This is a genomic window from Acinetobacter sp. ANC 7912, assembly GCF_039862785.1.
In the GTDB taxonomy this organism is placed as follows: Bacteria; Pseudomonadota; Gammaproteobacteria; order Pseudomonadales; family Moraxellaceae; genus Acinetobacter; species Acinetobacter thermotolerans.
The window spans coordinates 2,102,025-2,117,494 of record NZ_CP156795.1 but is presented as its reverse complement, the minus strand read 5'-3'; the positions used below and the strand labels follow the sequence as shown (position 1 = coordinate 2,117,494).

Sequence of the window (15,470 nt, the reverse complement as noted above, 5' to 3'; positions counted from 1 at the left end):
ATAAAAAAATGAGACATCAACAAGGTGCATCTTATGTCGCAGTACTTTTTGCGATTATGGGGTTTGCTTTTTTAGCAAAAATTGCAATTGCGGTGTGGGCGCCGTATTTTGATAACCGGATGGTCGAGGGGCAGATTGAGGAATTGATAAAAACCTCACCTGCCAATATTGCACCGGAAAAATTTATCCAGCAATTGGGCCAGCGCCTGACTATGAATAATATTCGGGATTTCGATATCAAGAAAAATATCTTGGTAGAGAATGCAAATGGTCTGTTGGTGAAAACCAATTATGAAGTTCGCAAGAATTTCCTAATGAATATCGATTTAGTGATGAAGTTTGAGAAAGAGTTTGATCAAAGCACAGTCAAAGCTAAATGATGAACGTCTTGCTAAACGTCTTGGCTATCAGTTTAAACAGGCTGATCTGCTAAAACTGGCATTGACTCATCGTTCAGTCAGTCATAAACACAACTACGAGCGCCTGGAATTTCTGGGCGATTCGCTTTTAGGGATGATTATTGCCAATTATCTCTTTACCGCTTACCCGAATGAAAACGAAGGTCGTCTGACGCGTATGCGTGCGACCCTTGTCCGACAGGAAGCGCTAGGAAAAATTGCCAATGATTTAAAATTAAGTCAGAACCTGATTCTCAGTACGGGTGAGCTGAAGTCGGGTGGTCACCACCGTGAGTCGATTCTCGCAGATACCGTCGAGGCGATTATCGGCGCAATCTATGTGGATTGTGGTGATCTTAAAGTGCTCGAAGCCATTGTGTTAAAATGGTACGAACCTTATTTAGACCACATTGAACCAACGGATCAGCTCAAGGATCCAAAATCACGCCTGCAAGAGTATTTACAAGCACGTAAAAAACCTCTCCCGGTTTACGAGGTTGTAGATATTCAGGGCGATGCCCCAAACCAGCACTTCAAGGTAGAGTGTCATGTGGAAGGCTTGCCTGTAATGCTAGGTGAAGGTTCAAGCCGTCGTTTTGCCGAACAGGCAGTTGCGGCGGATATTTTAAAACAGTTGGAGCAAAAGTCTTAATGACTACTCATTCCGATCACATCGATGCTGATCACGAGTCGCAACCAAGCGACAATAATGACTTAATCAGTCAATTTTTCAGTGCTCAAGGTACTGAAATCCCGTCGGATTACCGCAGTGGCTTTGTGGCCATTGTCGGTCGTCCGAACGTGGGGAAATCAACGCTGATGAACCACTTGCTGGGTCAGAAGCTGTCGATTACTTCACGTAAACCGCAAACCACACGTCATAAGATTGTGGGCATTGATTCGCGTGAAAAATCTCAGGCGGTATTTGTAGATACCCCAGGGATGCATAAGAAAGAAGTGCGTGCCATCAACAAAATGATGAACCGTGCGGCACACTCAGCACTACGTGACGTGAATCTGGTGCTGTTTGTGGTGGATGCGAATAAATGGACCCAGAACGATGAACTTGTTCTGGAGAAATTGAAAAATGCAGATATGCCAGTGATTCTGGTGATCAACAAGCTGGATACTTTTGAGAACAAGAATGAAGCCTTACCGCTGATTCAGGAACGTTCTAAATTAATGAACTTTGCTGAAATTGTTCCGGTATCCGCTCTGCGTGGGGCGAACCTTGAACACCTGCGTGATACGATTGCCAAATACCTGCCATTCCAGCCACCACTGTACTCATTTGATCAGCTCACCGACCGTTCAGAGCGCTTCCTGGCTTCTGAAATCATTCGTGAAAAGATCATGCGTCAGCTCGGCGAAGAACTGCCATATGACCTCACTGTTCAGATCGAATCTTTCAAAACTGAAGAGCCGACATTGAACGAAAAAACCGGTCGTATGAAGCCAGCATGTACTTATATTGATGCCACCATTTTTGTTGATCGTCCTGGCCAGAAAGCCATTGTGATTGGTGAAAAAGGTTCCAAACTGAAAAAAATCGGGATGGATGCACGTGTTGATATGGAAAAAATGTTCGAGCAGAAAATCATGCTAACGCTTTGGGTGAAAGTCAAAGGCGGTTGGTCTGATGATGAGCGAGCACTGAAAAGTCTAGGTTATAGCGACATTTAATTGTATAGGAACGGATCATGATGAAATTTTTGGCAGTGGCTGCATGTGTTTTATTCTTGCAGGGCTGTATTCATAAAGTCGTGACTGTTCCTGTAAAAGTTGCCTATAAAACCACAAAAGTCGCAGTCAAAGGCACTGCGGCTGTTGTGGGTGCGGTCATTCCAGATGGGGATGACGAAGAAGATGAAAAATCCAAAAAGAATAAGGATTAAAGCAGCAGCCTATGCGTAATGAAGTGCTGCATGGCTATTTAATTCATCACCGTAAATATCGTGATCGCAGTCATATTGTGCATTTATTTACCCGGGAATACGGCCGTATCGATGGGATACTCAGACAAACTCCACCACCGCAATATCAGCCGATCAGCCTGCAGGCGTCTGGCAAATCCGACCTGAAAAACTTTACTAAACTGGAAATTGTCAATCAGCCGATATTCTTCTTTGGTGATGCCTTTTTTTCCGGTTTTTATCTGAATGAAATTTTACTGCGTCTATGTCCACTTGAAGTGCAGATGCCGCTGACTTTTGCCAAATATGGTGAAACACTGACGGCTTTACAGAAACTTTCCGAACAGGAAAATCCCAATACCTATTTAAAACAGGTTTTACGCCAGTTTGAACATATCTTATTAGAAGAACTTGGCTATGAACTGGATTTTTCGGTCGATGCCAATCAGGCACAGATCAATCCCTTGCAACATTACTATTTTCAGTTGAATGAAGGTTTTATGCCTTCGGCTAAAGCCTTGCGCTCAACCATGTCAGGTCAGCAGATTTTAACAATGCAGCACTATGAAAATGGTAGGGATTTTAATCCAGAACAGTTACAATTACTGACGAAGCTATATCGACAGGTGATCACTGCTTTACTCGGTGACCGACCACTGAAAAGTCGACAATTGTGGATCCAAAATTCTCAATCTCAATCGTAGTTAGGAAAATATTATGGCTGCATTACTTGGTGTCAATATTGACCATGTCGCAACTTTAAGACAAGCACGTGGTACGACGTACCCAGACCCAGTCAATGCTGCATTGATCTGTGAGCAGGCCGGTGCAGAGGGAATTACCCTGCATTTGCGTGAAGACCGCCGACATATTCAGGATGAAGATGTACGTCGTATGCGTCCGGTATTAACTACCCATATGAATCTGGAAATGGCCGTAACTGATGAAATGGTTGCCATTGCCAAAGAAATTAAACCTCAGCATGTCTGCTTTGTGCCTGAAAAGCGTCAGGAAGTTACTACTGAAGGTGGCTTGGATGTTGTGGGGCATTTTGAAGATGTCAAAAAAGCCACTCAAGAACTGACTGCGATTGGCTGCGATGTATCGCTATTTATTGATGCAGACATTGCCCAGATTAATGCTGCAGTGGCTTGTGGTGCACCTACCATTGAGCTGCACACAGGTGCTTATGCGGATGCAGAAACACCTGAAGCACAGCAGGCAGAGCTGGAACGCATTATCAAAGGTGCTGAATATGCAGCATCGAAAGGGTTGGTGGTGAATGCGGGTCATGGTCTGAATCTGGAGAATGTCACTTCAATTGCTGCGATCCCTCAAATTCATGAATTAAACATTGGTCACTCGATTATTGCAGATGCTGTCTTCGTTGGTCTAGCACAAGCAGTTCAACAGATGAAAGCTGCAATTAAAGCTGCGCGTTAAGATTGCAAGAAACATATGTCAAATATTGATTATGATGAGCTTATGAAGCCAGTTATTGGCTTCCTGGGTTGTGAAACACCGAAAGCATGGCTGGATGAAGCTCTACAGAATCTGGATATCCTGATGCAGGATCATGCCAACTGCGAAAAGAAAGCAGCCGGCACCGCGATGAACCTCATGTTCCGTTACAGCTTCTTTACCGATTTACAGGTCAAACTGGCACAGCTGGTCCGTGAAGAAATGCTGCATTATGAGCAGGTGCTAGAATTCATGAACAAGCGTGGCCAGAAATGGATTGGTCTGAGTGCAGGGCGTTATGCAGGCGGGTTGCGTAAGGAAATCCGGACTTATGAACCAGAAGCACTGATTGATGTGCTGGTGATTGGTGCATTTGTAGAAGCACGCTCCTGTGAGCGTTTCTATTCGCTTGCACCATTGGTTGATGAGGAACTAGGACGTTACTACCGTTATCTACTCAAGTCTGAATCTCGCCATTATGAAGACTATCTGGCCTTGGCGCTGGATGTAGCTAAAACAGCGAAACTAAAAAATCCGGAAGAGGATATTCAGGATCGTATTAATCATATCCGTGAAGTGGAAAAGAACCTGATTTTAAGTCTGGATGATACTTTCCGTTTCCATAGTGGTGTGCCAGCCCAAGCGGCTTAAAAATCACTTTAAAAAATCCTCCGTAATGGGCTAATGCCAGTCAGTTAAGAGATTGACTGGCATTTTTTTGGGTATTTCTGTGGTTTCCCTTTCACAACTCGTGGGTAGTTTCTACTTCTTTTTTTCGGTAAAACATACCTTTTAGATTTTTCCATTAAACTTTCTAGATGTTTAGGCAAATTGCCTGCGGAAGCCAAAGAATCAAACTTCAATAGGTTAAGGATAGCAATAGAGGTAATATGAAAGCTCATTCTCAAAGGACTGACTTTTGCACGTTGAGCCATATATTTCATTTGTCTTCTTAGAATATTATAGGCAATAAAGACTCCCCATAACTCTTGATAAATCAAGGTAGGTTGTTTACTCCTTAAATGCTTCCCTTCCTGTAAGTTACTCTTGATTTCTCGGTAACACATTTCTATTTCCCAACGCTGGGCATAGAGTTTTGCTAAAGCTAATAATGGATATCTCTTTGAATCTATTAGTGAAGTGATATAACGTCTAATCTTACCTGCCTGCTCAACCTCAATGAGACGTGCTTCCCAATAATCTCCTAAGGCTGGATTAAGTTTTTTAGCTCTTGTTGATATCGGCATTCTAATATGAAAGTCATGTTGCGAATTACGCTCCACAATCTCATACCGTAAATTATCTTTTGCACGCATAAGCCAATGACTTTCTTCTGCACGTTTTTGCCACCCGATGAGAAAATCTGCAGAGAAATAGGCTCGATCAAATAGGGTAATACTGTGTGAACAAGGAGATAATTGGCTTGCCAGTGTGAGTTCACCTTGATCCATACTGCCTATTTGAGCATCTATAATTTCATGGGTCGCGGTATTTACTAAGCAGGTTGCTCTCACTTGTGGATAAGGAGCATCAGCAGTTTTTCCTTTAGATGAACCAAAGTGTGCAAAATTCTCATCTGTATAAGGCATAGACCAAACAACACCATCAACAGCGCACACACTCAGACCGTGAAAGTTTGAGTATTGCTGCTGAGATTCTTCAAACCAGGCTTGGCTAAGTAAAGAAAATAGCGCATTTAAAGGTTCTGATCCTAAACGTTGTCGTGCTTGTACTACTGCGCTAGGAACACAATATTCTGTTGTACCAAATACAAGTTTTAGTTGTTCTACGACATATCCGATAGGTTGATTTCGAAATAAAGCGAGTCCAATGACAAGCCATACCACATGTTCAGCGGGTAACTTCCTTCTTCTAATTGATGCCTTACCTGTTTGATTCAGACTTTCCTCAATCCAGTTGAAATCAATAAATTCACTAAAATGGCTAAGTGAAGGTAAAGAATGTTGAAGGGTGCAATCTAAATTTTCAGATAAAGTCATAAAAAAAATGAGCGTATTTACATACACTCATTTTTACTACATTTTACTAATATTTGCTTAACTGACTGGCATTACTCCGTAATGGGGGATTTTTTTATGCCTTAAATTTAATATAGAAAAATAGCCTAAGTTAATAGTTTAGAATCTTATGCTTCGCATAAAGACAGAACAGGGGAGTCAATTTAAAAAAGATATAGGTCTTTTAATAGAAAAATTGGTTGGTTAGTTTTTCTTGGAAGGTGACAAATAGGGTGATTTAAATTATGAAATTTAGCCAATAAAAAAGCCCGCTTTAATGCTGCGGGCTTTCTTGAATTTGGCTCTCCCACCTGGGCTCGAACCAGGGACCTGCGGATTAACAGTCCGTCGCTCTACCGACTGAGCTATGGGAGAATCTGAATGCGATTATAGAGAGATTTTGACGAGGGTCAAGCAAAAACTTGCAGATTTATACGAAATCGGGTGTGTCTGATTTTAATTTAAACAATCAGCTGAAAATCCTAAAAAATGCTTGTCAGCATTTATTTGAGTTGCTAGATTGAAAACAGAAAGTCGTTTGACCAGATGGTCAAACAGTGTGGATTTAAACCAACTTGCCAGCACAAAAATGGCTAAATCGGAGAAAGCGAATGAATACGCTCACTATCCCTCAAATTTTTACAAATCTTGATTTCTACCAAGAAAACTATCTGTTAATTATTTCCAATCCTGAACAATACCATACGCCTGTGGAAGGGACTTATATCAATGTTTGGCCTTTTGGTCGTCAGGACTTGTTCCTCGGTGATTTATTGCAGTTGTGGTTTAGTGAGAAATGGCTGATCAATGAAGAATGTCGTCTGCGAGCTGAGCATCCTGATGATGGTCGTAAATTCCCTTTGAAACGTGAAAATGATGTGTACTTATTTCAGCTAGCAGGTAGTGCGTTGTCCGGTTCTAACCGTTGCAAAGTCTGGTCAATCTCTGAAGGAAAAATGTTATCAGTTGAACTGGATAGTGCCCTGAAATACTACTGTTTCCATAAAGGTAGTCAGCGTGATCTTTGCTTGAATCAAAACCAGCTGATTAAGGCTTTAAAGAAAGCAGGTTAAGCAACTTTAAGGACGAAAGATCATGCAGGTCGCTGTGGCATAGGCGTAGAGCTTTCCATCTGCATCTATGAGATGACCTTCTGCAATGCCTAAGCTCTTGCTGATATTGATGGTCTTGCCAATGGCTTTCAGTTCTTTATACATCGGAACAGGACGGCACATCTTTACATTCAGGTCGATGGTAGTGTAACTGACACCTGCTTCTAGCATGGAAAATACGGCACAGCCAGTAACAGAATCTAGTGCAGTCGCAGCAAAACCGCCATGCACGCCACCCATGGGGTTGAGATGATGTTCATCCGCTTGAACTAAGAAGATGACCTGTCCAGCTTCGACTGAGTGCGCAGTCATGGGAATTGTAGTGGCCATCGTCGGCATTGGAATATTGCCGTCGCACATCTCTAGCATAATTTCCAGACCGGAAAGATTTTGGATATTCATGGGCTGTCCTTATTATTTTGATCTCTTAAATAGAACTTAATTTTGAGAGTGAATAAACAATCAGCAATCTAAACATATCGGATCGAAGTGGAATGAACTATAGATTTATGGTTAAAACAAAAAGAATAACCTTCGTAAGGAATAATCATGAAAGCAAGATGTTTATGCGGAGCAACACAATTTGAAGTAGAGCTTAAGAACCATGAAGTCGCTGCGTGCCATTGTTCCATGTGCCGTCGCCAGACTAGTGGACCTTTATTGTCGATTGATATCGAAAAGATGGATTTTACAGAGCAGCAGTATTTGAGTGTATATAGCTCTTCCGAGTGGGCAGAGCGCGGCTTTTGCAATGCCTGTGGCACTATGCTGTTCTGGCGAACCAAAGACCATTCATTTGCCAATATCAATGTATTTACTTTGGATGAGCTGCCGGAAGATCTGAATTTAAATCTCGAGATCTATATTGATAGTAAGCCAACATTTTATGCATTTAATAATCAGACCAAGAAAATGACTGAAGCAGAAGTGATTGAAATGTTTAATGCTGATAAAGAATGAACTTTAATTTTGAAAGTCCACAAGTAAGAAAAAAAGTATGCGAATCATTTAAAAACAAGCAAAAGAAAAACCCGCGAATACCGCGGGTTTTTCAATTAAAAACGTAGAAAGTCTTTAATTATTTAGCAGCTTCGATAGAAGCAATCGCAGCATCTACGCCTTCGATTGAATCAGCAGCTTTTTTGATACGTGCAAGCGCATCTACAAGTACTTCATCAGCAGTTGCATAAGAAATACGCATGTAACCACCTAGACCGAATGCATCACCAGGAACCACTGCAACACCAGTTTCTTCCAGTAACCAAGCAGCGAATTCTGTGCAAGAGTTCAGACCTTTCGCACGGATGAGTGGTTTGATGTTTGCGTATGCATAGAATGCACCGTCAGCAGGCAGGCAAGTAATACCTTTGATGTCATTTAAACCATTCACAACTAAGTCGTGACGACGTTTGAACGCTTCAACCATAGGTTTCAGTACGTCTTGAGGACCATTCAATGCAGCTTCAGCAGCAACTTGTGAAATAGAAGTTGGGTTTGAAGTTGATTGAGACTGGATTTTTTTCATCGCACCGATCAGTTTAGCAGGGCCCGCTGCGTAGCCGATACGCCAGCCAGTCATTGCATAAGCTTTAGATACACCGTTCAGTACGATTACGCGGTCGTAAAGGTCTGGTGCAACAGTTGCGATGTTGTAGAACTCATCGTCCCAACGGATTGGTTCGTACATGTCGTCAGACGCAACCATTACGTTAGGGTATTTACGAAGTACTTCAGCTAAAGCTTCTAATTCAGCTTTAGTGTAGATCATGCCTGTAGGGTTAGAAGGGCTGTTCAGAACCACTAAACGAGTTTTGTCAGTGATTGCAGCTTCTAATTGAGCAGGAGTGATTTTGAAACGTTGTTCTTCACCACATTTCACGATCACTGGAGTACCTTCAGCGATGATCACCATGTCAGGGTAGCTTACCCAGTATGGTGCAGGGATGATCACTTCATCGCCTTTGTTTAACAAAGCAAGTGCCAAGTTAAAGAATGATTGTTTACCACCGCAAGAAACCAGGATTTGATTTGGCGCGTATTCAAGGTTGTTGTCGCGTTTTAATTTAGCAATGATTGCTTTTTTAAGACCTGGCGTACCGTCAACAGCTGTATATTTGGTGAAACCATTGTTAATCGCTGCAATTGCTGCATCTTTGATGTGTTGTGGGGTATCGAAATCCGGTTCACCTGCGCCTAAACCAATTACGTTTTTACCAGCAGCTTTCAGTTCAGCAGCCTTGTTGGTAACAGCAAGTGTAGGGGACGGTTTGATGCTATTGACACGATCAGAGAGACGTACGTCCACGGCAGTATTCCTTCTTATAGGGATTAAAAAATAAAAATCACAATATCTTAGCCCAAATTGGTGCACCTTGGGAAAAAGAATTGCGAAAATTTGACGGAAAAAGTGTTTTAATGCCCGAAAATCATCTTGAACTTCGATATTGAAGTTGAAGAACCCAAGAGATGCAGGCAACACCTATTCTTCGCACTATATGTGAAATATAAAATAAAAAAGGCTGCGTGTGGGCAGCCTTTTTTGTGCACTTCCTGTAAGTCTTATGACTGGAAGCGTGATAAATCTTCTTCTGGACGTGCAGTCAGGACTTCTACGCCATTTTTTGTTACCAAAAGAGTGTGTTCATATTGAGCAGATAATTTGTGATCTTTGGTCACTACAGTCCACTTATCGCCCAGCAGTTTGGTTTGCCAAACGCCGGCATTGACCATTGGCTCAATGGTAAAAGTCATGCCTTCTTCAAGGATCATGCCGGTATTTGGCTGGCCATAGTGCAGAACTTGTGGTTCATCATGGAAAGTAGTGCCAATACCGTGACCACAGTATTCACGAACCACACTAAAGCGTTCAGATTCAACATATTTTTGAATCACATGGCCGATGTCACCAATGGTTGCACCTGGTTTAACCGCTTCAATACCGCGGTACATGGCTTCTTGCGCTACTTTGCACAGACGGTTTGCCAGAATCGAAGTTTCACCACCCACGATATACATCATGTTGGTATCACCGTGGAAACCGTCTTTGATCACGGTCACGTCGATGTTCAGAATGTCACCTTTTTTCAGGATCTTGTTTTCTGATGGAATACCGTGACATACCACGTGGTTCACAGAAGTACAGATGGTGTGCTGGAAAGCAGGGCGGCCAGGTGCTGCACCATAGCCCAAACATGCCGGAATTGCATTCTGTACATTTACAATGTAGTCATGACAAATCGTATCCAATTCAAGTGTAGAAACACCTGGTTTGATATGCGGTTTGATCATATCCAAAACTTCTGCCGCCAGTCGTCCAGCTACGCGCATCTTTTCGATATCTTCAGCGGATTTAATTAAACGACGGGGAGCTTGATAAGTAGTGTTCATGATCTCTAAAAACTTTTGGAAATTTGTGTGGGACTATGGTATAAATAGCCGCCCATTTTATCAAATGCTTTTTCGTGAATTCATTTACGGAAGTTGATGAATGGTGTATTAAAAATCCGCACATATATCGTCACATTACTCTGGGTGCCCGCAAGGGTGGAGAATGCGGATATATGGAGGCCTAACCCAAATCTTTAAGGTAAAGAAAATGGCAGATTACAACGTAAGCATGCGTGACCTTCTACAAGCTGGCGCGCACTTTGGTCACCAAACTCGTTTCTGGAACCCAAAAATGCGTCAATACATCTTTGGCGCTCGTAACAAAATTCACATCATCAACCTTGAGCACACTGTTCCTGCGTTAAATGATGCTTTGAACTTCGCTAACCAATTAGCAAGCAAAAAGAACAAAGTTTTGTTCGTTGGTACTAAACGTGCTGCTTCTAACATCATCCGTGAACAAGCTCAACGCGCAGGTCAACCATACGTTGATCACCGTTGGTTAGGTGGTATGTTGACTAACTGGAAAACTCTTCGTCAGTCAATCAACCGTCTGAAAGACCTTCAAACTCAATCTCAAGACGGCACTTTCGCTAAGCTGACTAAACGTGAAGCTTTAGAACGTACTCGTGAGATGGAAAAACTTGAACGTTCTCTTGGTGGCGTTAAAAACATGGGTGGTTTACCAGACGCACTGTTCGTTATCGACGTTGACCACGAAGCTATCGCGATCAAAGAAGCTAAAAACCTTGGTATTCCTGTAATCGGTGTGGTAGATACTAACTCTAACCCAGACAACGTTGATTACGTAATCCCAGGTAACGACGACGCAATCCGTGCAGTTACTCTTTATGCTTCTGCTATGGCTGATGCGATTATTGCTGGTAAAGAATACGCTCAATCACAAGCAAACGCACAAGCTAAAGCTGAAGAAGCTCCTGCTTCTGAGGCTTAATGCGCTAAGACGCAAGCTTGTCATTTTTGCATCATGTGATGGTGGCAAAGTAAGCGTCGTGTAAGCAGGCGGCCCATGAGAATCCTCTGGGCCGTTTCTGTTCTAAAAAGAATTCATTTTCTACCGAATTTAGGAGATTCACATGACTGCAGTTACAGCAAGCATGGTTAAAGAATTGCGCGAACGTACTGGTTTGGCAATGATGGAATGTAAAAAAGCGCTGACAGAAGCGAATGGTGACATCGAACTTGCGATTGACAACCTTCGTAAATCTGGTCAAGCAAAAGCTGCTAAAAAAGCAGGTAACATTGCAGCTGACGGCGCAATCACTATCGCTCAAGAAGGCAACAAAGCTATTCTTGTAGAAGTGAACTGTCAAACTGACTTCGTTGCTAAAGACGAAAACTTTGCAAACTTCTCTGCTAAAGTTGCTAAAGCTGCTCTTGCTGCTGGTGAAACTGACGCTGCAAAAATCGCTGAACTTAAACTTGAAGATGGCGCTACTGTTGAAGAAGCTCGTATCGCGCTGGTTCAAAAAATCGGTGAAAACATCCAAGTACGTCGTGCTGCAATCGTAGAAGGCGAAAACCTGGCTGTTTACAAACACGGTCTGAAAATTGGTGTTGTAGTTTCTTACTCAGGTGATGCTGAAACTGGTAAAGGTCTGGCAATGCACATCGCTGCGTTCAACCCAGTTGCAGTAACTGCTGAACAAGTTCCAGCTGAACTGATCGCGAAAGAAAAAGAAATCGCTGAAGCGAAAGCTCTTGAATCTGGCAAACCAGCAAACATCGTTGAGAAGATGGTTGTAGGTTCTGTTGAGAAATACCTGAACGAAGTTGTTCTTGAACGTCAACAATACGTAATCGACAACGACAAGAAAGTTGCTGAAGTCCTTAAAGCAACTGGTACTACCGTTGCTGGCTTCACTCGTTTCGAAGTGGGTGAAGGTATTGAGAAAAAAGCTGAACTTTCTTTCGCTGAAGAAGTTGCTGCTGCTCAAGCTGCTGCTAAATAATTGTTGCTTTAAGCAAAATTATCTGCAGAAAGAAGCCCCATTCGGGGCTTTTTTTATGGCTAAATAAAGACTAATCAAGGAGGAATTATGGCAAATAAAACCAATATGGGGATTGGGGCAGTTATTGCACTGTTAGTAGCTGCTTACTTGGGGCTGGATTTATCGGAATCCAAGCAGCAAAGCAATAACTTTGCACCTGCAGCAGAAGTCGTGGTTCAAGAGCAGGCTAAAGTTCAACAGCCTGCAACTGCTGATGATACCTACCGTATTGAACAGGCTTATCAGCAAAGACAAAGTGATCTTCAGGTTCAGGCGAGCGGTCAGGTTGTAGCTGTATTGAAAGATGATAATGAAGGTTCGCGTCATCAAAAGTTTATTTTGGAACTGTCTAATGGTCAGACGGTATTGGTCGCACATAATATCGATCTGGCACCACGAATCGGGAATATCCAAAAAGGCGATCAGGTCGAGTTTTATGGCGAATATGAATATAGCGACAAGGGTGGAGTGATTCACTGGACCCATCATGATCCAAGCCGTAAACATGTCGATGGTTGGTTAAAACATCAAGGCCGAATGTATCAGTAAAATCCCGATAAAAATAAAATCAAAACAGCAATTTTGTTCTATCGCTTGGCACAGGACATGCTAAGTTAGAAGAAAAATTGGCACACTATTCATCACAACATGCAGGAACGAGCACATTTTTTACATTTTAGGGAGCTGGGTGGTCTGGAGTTGCTGAAGGCCAGATATCTTCACACCCAGTTTTCCAAGCATGTGCATGAAGGGTACTGCATTGCAGTGATTGAAGAAGGTGCACAAAGCTTTCTGCGCACTGGTCATCAGCATTTCGCACCGAAAGACTCGATTATCCTGGTCAATGCCGATGAGATCCATACCGGTTCTGCCGCCGTAGAAACTGGCTGGGGCTATCGTGCCATTTATCCTACCCTGGAAATGATTGCCGAGATTACTCAGGATATTTTTCCATATAAAAATGTAAGCCCCTGGTTTCCACAAGCGGTCGTTCAGGATCCAGGTTTGGCCCAGCAGCTGGTGTTACTGTTCAATATTCTGGAACAACCTGAAAATACGTTGCTTAAAGAAAGCCTATATATTTCCACGCTGACTCAGATAATTCGCTTGTATGCTCGTTCACGTCCTGAACCGGTATTGTTGCCCAAAGCTGAAAGTAAAATTCAGCTAGCCAAAGATTTGATGCTGGCCGAGCCTGAACATGATTTTTCTTTGAATGGACTGGCAGAACAGGTGGGCTTAAGTCCCTGGCATTTTCTGCGTGAGTTTAAGCGTACCGTTGGACTTCCTCCGCATAGCTGGCTGATACAGATCAGGCTGCATAAAGCACAACGTTTGCTAAAACAAGGTCATAGTATTGCCCTGACTGCACAATGTTGTGGTTTCTCTGATCAAAGCCATTTTAACCGGCATTTTAAACGCAGTCTGGGTGTCACTCCTTTGCAGTATCTGCAACATTTATCGCAGCGTTAAAGTCCATTTCTGATAAGCAATTTTATACAAGCCGGCAAGTCCACCTTCTGAATAAATAGCACTAAATGCTATGGGAAATATGACATGCTGGCACGCTTGAAAAAAACACGTACGATTTCTTTTTTACATCGAACAGATACCACCTTATTTTTACAAGGTGCTCGGGATATCATGCCACTGAATCTGGCGGTTTTACCATGGGGATTACTGGCTGGGTCTATGGCAGTGCAAGCCGGTTTAACGACTACGCAGGCGGTGGCGATGTCAGCGATTATCTTTGCAGGAGCTGCCCAGTTACTCAGCCTGAACATGCTGCAAGAGGGGCAGAGCTTTTTTGCCATTCTGTTTAGTGTCTTTATCTTGACTACACAACATTTGCTATACGGCCTGAACTTTCGGGCTCAAGAGCAGCAATTTTCTTTAGGAAAACGTTTGCTGGTTGGGTTTCTCTTAACTGATGAGCTGTTTGCTGTAGCTATGCAGCAACACAAACTACAATTTTCTTATCTCTTAGGAGCTGGGCTCTGCTTTTACCTAGCTTGGTGCAGTTTTAGTGTTGTAGGTGTTCTGCTAGCTTATCAGTTGCCCCAACTAGCAGACTGGCATCTGGATTTTTCTATTGCTGCACTGTTTATCTTGTTGATGATTCCTTTGATTCGAACCCGAGCTACTTTGTTCGGTGTGGTGATCAGCTTCGGCTTAATGTTTCTGTGTTGTCAATTCGGCTATAGCCAATACCTCATCCTTGCAGCCTTGATTGGTATGCTGGCTTCAGCCTGTCTGGAACAGGACGCAGGAGAAGAAAAATGAGCTGGGTACTACTTTTAGGGCTTGCAGGTGTGGTTTTTTTAAATCGTTATATTTTTCTGGAACCGCATCTCAATATTCAGCTGCCTATTTTCCTGCAAAAAATGCTACGTCATTCTGCTCCCCATCTGATGCTAGTCATAGCTTCTCCAATTATTTTTTTGAAACAGGGCCAATTACGAGAGAGTGTATTTGATCCTTATATTTTTGCTGTTGTAGTGTGTTTTGCTGGGCTGTTGGCAGCAAAAACTGTTGCTGAATTTTGTCCTAGTTCTGGCCTGTTTTTATCTATTTCAGATCATCTTGAAGTGATTTTTATCTAAATCAAAGCACAGGGTAGGTGGTTGACAAACCTACCCATCGTAAAATGCGTCAAATTGGCTGTATTTGGCGTGATTTCCATTTTGGTATAGTTTGCCTAGATAAGCATCTACGCACCAAATAGGGCCAATGAGGAGGAATTGGACATCCTTAAAGAAAGAAGGCTTTTTACCTTCCACTTTGTGACCGTAGAACTGCCCAATCCAGGCAAAAACGAACAGAGCCGTATAAAAGCCTACGCCCACCGGTAAAATCCAGATCAGCCAGGCCATGACTAGGGTTAATGCTGCCATGGCTACAGCCAATACAATATCCAGACGGGTATAAAAGATTATTGCCAGTACTAGCAGTAATGCAGTGAGCAGCGCGCTGAAATGTGCCAGAATGCCGATAATGGAAAAATAGATGGTTGGAACGCAAACCCAATGAATCAGTTTGTTGGTTTTGTTCTGGTGGCTGTCGCTATATTCGTCGAACCATTCCTTGATCGTTTTCATTGCTCCCTCCATGTCCGGCTATTTTTTTCTGAATATAAATCAGAACAGGGCAATGGTCAAAATACACTCAT

The 15,470-nt window shown here is 42.7% G+C and carries 19 protein-coding genes, 1 tRNA gene and 1 pseudogene; 15 read left to right on the top strand and 6 right to left on the bottom strand.

All coding sequences use genetic code 11. The annotated features are described in order from the left end of the window. The first annotated feature begins 8 nt into the window (after window positions 1-8). The 7 genes from ABEF84_RS10480 to ABEF84_RS10450 are packed head-to-tail and all read left to right on the top strand — an operon-like array spanning window position 9 to window position 4,423. Window positions 9-380 carry a DUF4845 domain-containing protein gene (locus tag ABEF84_RS10480; protein WP_034588752.1) on the top strand — a complete coding sequence of 124 codons (372 nt, stop codon included), beginning with the start codon at window positions 9-11 and terminating at the stop codon, window positions 378-380. Continuing rightward, a complete protein-coding gene (gene rnc / locus ABEF84_RS10475) occupies window positions 352-1,050 on the top strand; it encodes a ribonuclease III (protein WP_034588753.1) in 699 nt (232 codons plus the stop codon). Before ABEF84_RS10480 ends, rnc begins: the two co-directional genes overlap by 29 nt. Then, window positions 1,050-2,081, top strand: coding sequence for a GTPase Era (gene era, locus ABEF84_RS10470; protein WP_034588755.1), 1,032 nt, complete (start codon window positions 1,050-1,052; stop codon window positions 2,079-2,081). Before rnc ends, era begins: the two co-directional genes overlap by 1 nt. A gap of 17 nt (window positions 2,082-2,098) precedes the next feature. After that, window positions 2,099-2,293 carry an NF038104 family lipoprotein gene (locus ABEF84_RS10465; protein WP_034588757.1) on the top strand — a complete coding sequence of 65 codons (195 nt, stop codon included), beginning with the start codon at window positions 2,099-2,101 and terminating at the stop codon, window positions 2,291-2,293. Between the two features lie 11 nt (window positions 2,294-2,304). After that, the gene (locus ABEF84_RS10460) at window positions 2,305-3,015 is read left to right on the top strand and encodes a DNA repair protein RecO (RefSeq protein ID WP_034588759.1); all 711 of its coding nucleotides are present in this window, start codon (window positions 2,305-2,307) and stop codon (window positions 3,013-3,015) included. 13 nt (window positions 3,016-3,028) lie between these two features. After that, window positions 3,029-3,754 carry a pyridoxine 5'-phosphate synthase gene (pdxJ, locus tag ABEF84_RS10455; protein WP_347454836.1) on the top strand — a complete coding sequence of 242 codons (726 nt, stop codon included), beginning with the start codon at window positions 3,029-3,031 and terminating at the stop codon, window positions 3,752-3,754. A gap of 15 nt (window positions 3,755-3,769) precedes the next feature. Further along, the gene (locus tag ABEF84_RS10450; RefSeq protein WP_034588763.1) at window positions 3,770-4,423 is read left to right on the top strand and encodes a tRNA-(ms[2]io[6]A)-hydroxylase; all 654 of its coding nucleotides are present in this window, start codon (window positions 3,770-3,772) and stop codon (window positions 4,421-4,423) included. A 44-nt stretch (window positions 4,424-4,467) separates the two neighbouring features. Here ABEF84_RS10450 and ABEF84_RS10445 read toward each other — a convergent pair whose 3' ends face one another. After that, window positions 4,468-5,772 (bottom strand): IS4 family transposase, encoded by a 1,305-nt coding sequence (locus ABEF84_RS10445; RefSeq protein ID WP_347453003.1) that lies wholly within the window; start codon window positions 5,770-5,772, stop codon window positions 4,468-4,470. A 317-nt stretch (window positions 5,773-6,089) separates the two neighbouring features. Next, window positions 6,090-6,165 (bottom strand) — tRNA-Asn (locus ABEF84_RS10440). 236 nt (window positions 6,166-6,401) lie between these two features. On the opposite strand from ABEF84_RS10440, the gene ABEF84_RS10435 reads away from it, so the two are divergent. Then, on the top strand, window positions 6,402-6,863 hold the full coding sequence (locus ABEF84_RS10435) for a hypothetical protein (protein WP_034582360.1): 462 nt from the start codon (window positions 6,402-6,404) through the stop codon (window positions 6,861-6,863). Between the two features lie 6 nt (window positions 6,864-6,869). Here the strand turns inward: ABEF84_RS10435 and ABEF84_RS10430 are convergent, their stop codons facing one another. Continuing rightward, window positions 6,870-7,304, bottom strand: a complete 435-nt coding sequence (locus ABEF84_RS10430) for a PaaI family thioesterase (RefSeq protein WP_034582357.1) — start codon at window positions 7,302-7,304, stop codon at window positions 6,870-6,872. A 147-nt stretch (window positions 7,305-7,451) separates the two neighbouring features. Here ABEF84_RS10430 and ABEF84_RS10425 point away from each other — a divergent pair, with 147 nt between their 5' ends. After that, window positions 7,452-7,862, top strand: coding sequence for a GFA family protein (locus ABEF84_RS10425; protein WP_034582354.1), 411 nt, complete (start codon window positions 7,452-7,454; stop codon window positions 7,860-7,862). A gap of 118 nt (window positions 7,863-7,980) precedes the next feature. Here ABEF84_RS10425 and ABEF84_RS10420 read toward each other — a convergent pair whose 3' ends face one another. Both ABEF84_RS10420 and map read right to left on the bottom strand, forming a co-directional pair. Then, window positions 7,981-9,207, bottom strand: a complete 1,227-nt coding sequence (locus ABEF84_RS10420; RefSeq protein ID WP_034582349.1) for a pyridoxal phosphate-dependent aminotransferase — start codon at window positions 9,205-9,207, stop codon at window positions 7,981-7,983. 254 nt (window positions 9,208-9,461) lie between these two features. Beyond that, on the bottom strand, window positions 9,462-10,289 hold the full coding sequence (map, locus tag ABEF84_RS10415) for a type I methionyl aminopeptidase (RefSeq protein WP_034582346.1): 828 nt from the start codon (window positions 10,287-10,289) through the stop codon (window positions 9,462-9,464). Window positions 10,290-10,497: 208 nt separating this feature from the next. On the opposite strand from map, the gene rpsB reads away from it, so the two are divergent. The 6 genes from rpsB (at window position 10,498) to ABEF84_RS10385 (ending at window position 14,904) form a co-directional block, all read left to right on the top strand. Continuing rightward, window positions 10,498-11,244: a 30S ribosomal protein S2 gene (gene rpsB / locus ABEF84_RS10410; protein WP_034582343.1), complete on the top strand. Its 747-nt coding sequence runs from the start codon at window positions 10,498-10,500 to the stop codon at window positions 11,242-11,244. A 142-nt stretch (window positions 11,245-11,386) separates the two neighbouring features. Then, a complete protein-coding gene (tsf, locus tag ABEF84_RS10405; RefSeq protein WP_034582340.1) occupies window positions 11,387-12,262 on the top strand; it encodes a translation elongation factor Ts in 876 nt (291 codons plus the stop codon). Window positions 12,263-12,349: 87 nt separating this feature from the next. Further along, entirely contained in the window at window positions 12,350-12,850 is a 501-nt protein-coding gene (locus ABEF84_RS10400) for a DUF3465 domain-containing protein (RefSeq protein WP_034582337.1), read from the top strand. A gap of 99 nt (window positions 12,851-12,949) precedes the next feature. Beyond that, complete coding sequence (locus ABEF84_RS10395) at window positions 12,950-13,774, top strand: AraC family transcriptional regulator (protein WP_347454837.1); 825 nt, start codon at window positions 12,950-12,952, stop codon at window positions 13,772-13,774. Window positions 13,775-13,858: 84 nt separating this feature from the next. After that, window positions 13,859-14,584 (top strand): AzlC family ABC transporter permease, encoded by a 726-nt coding sequence (locus tag ABEF84_RS10390; protein WP_347454838.1) that lies wholly within the window; start codon window positions 13,859-13,861, stop codon window positions 14,582-14,584. Then, window positions 14,581-14,904: an AzlD domain-containing protein gene (locus tag ABEF84_RS10385; RefSeq protein WP_347454839.1), complete on the top strand. Its 324-nt coding sequence runs from the start codon at window positions 14,581-14,583 to the stop codon at window positions 14,902-14,904. The genes ABEF84_RS10390 and ABEF84_RS10385 overlap by 4 nt, the downstream gene beginning before the upstream one ends. A gap of 49 nt (window positions 14,905-14,953) precedes the next feature. Here the strand turns inward: ABEF84_RS10385 and ABEF84_RS10380 are convergent. After that, window positions 14,954-15,399: pseudogene (locus ABEF84_RS10380) on the bottom strand (DUF962 domain-containing protein). Window positions 15,400-15,470: the final 71 nt, after the last annotated feature.